General features: G+C 68.4%; 2 protein-coding genes. One reads left to right on the top strand and one right to left on the bottom strand.

What is annotated here, in order from left to right:
- Positions 1–156: 156 nt before the first annotated feature.
- Complete coding sequence (locus AC3ERT_RS36535; protein WP_435179489.1) at positions 157–471, bottom strand: hypothetical protein; 315 nt, start codon at positions 469–471, stop codon at positions 157–159.
- Between the two features lie 163 nt (positions 472–634).
- Between AC3ERT_RS36535 and AC3ERT_RS36530 the strand changes: the two genes are divergently transcribed.
- On the top strand, positions 635–949 hold a 315-nt coding region (locus tag AC3ERT_RS36530), incomplete at its 3' end, for a hypothetical protein (RefSeq protein ID WP_435179487.1).

The following is a 949-nucleotide window of genomic DNA, read 5'->3' as shown; positions in this document are numbered from 1 at the left end:
CGCCCGTTCGGCCACCCTGCACGGCAGGCCGGCCTCGGTCTCCGGGAAGCCGATGACGCCCCGGCCCGGCGGGTTCGACGGGCGAACAGGCCCCCTGGCCACGGACGGTCCCCTCAGCACCGTTCCAGGATCGCCGGCGCGAAGACCGGTCCGCGCTCAGTCCGTACCGGCAGCGGCGGCCACGGGCTCCTTGGCCTCGGCAGCCTCATCGCCAACCGGCTGTCCCGGGACGGTGAGCTCGGACACCCTGATCTCCGGCAACTCCGTCACCGCCGCAAGAGCTGATTCGATGGCGTCGGCCAGCGTCGGGGACACGGCGTCATCGAAGTCCATCCTCGTGACGGTGACTTCGGTGTCGGTCGGAAGCACGTCGGTGCCGAATTCGGCAGCGCCGGTGCAACTCGCCTTCAGGGTGGTCATTTCGTCCTCGGTAATCTCCCGGCTGAGAACCAGCGAGAACACGTACCCCATTGACTGTCACCTTTTTCATCTTCTGTGTATCGCGGTATCGCGCTATCGCGGAAACGTACTTGCGCAGGAGGATGTGATGTGTCGTCAGAGAGCGGTGTGCTCATATCCGGCCGACCGTCGAGGATCACCCTGTCTTCGTCGCTGCCGGGCCCGTCGCGCCCTCATGTTTGCTGGCCCCGCGCTGTCCTGTGAAGGGTGGTCGGCCATCGGTCGTCCACTGCGAGGTAACTGGCGCGCGCCGCGGACCGCGGTCCCGGGCGCCTCCGGAAGCGTCGTCACCAGCGGCGCCGGCACCGCCGGCACCGCCGTCATCACGGGCGCCGGTGTTTCCCACCACGGGCACACAGTTACCGCGCGATGGCCGGACGATGGCCGACCGCCCTTCCGCGACCGCACCGTGCTGGGAAGCATGGGCCGCGGCATGGAGCTGATCGAACGGTCCGACGAGTCCGGCACGACGAGGTATGCCGAACGGGCA

It is taken from the genome of Actinacidiphila sp. bgisy145 (assembly GCF_057708125.1).
The sequence above is the reverse complement of the archived record's forward strand: the minus strand, read 5'-3'. Positions and strand labels throughout refer to the sequence as shown.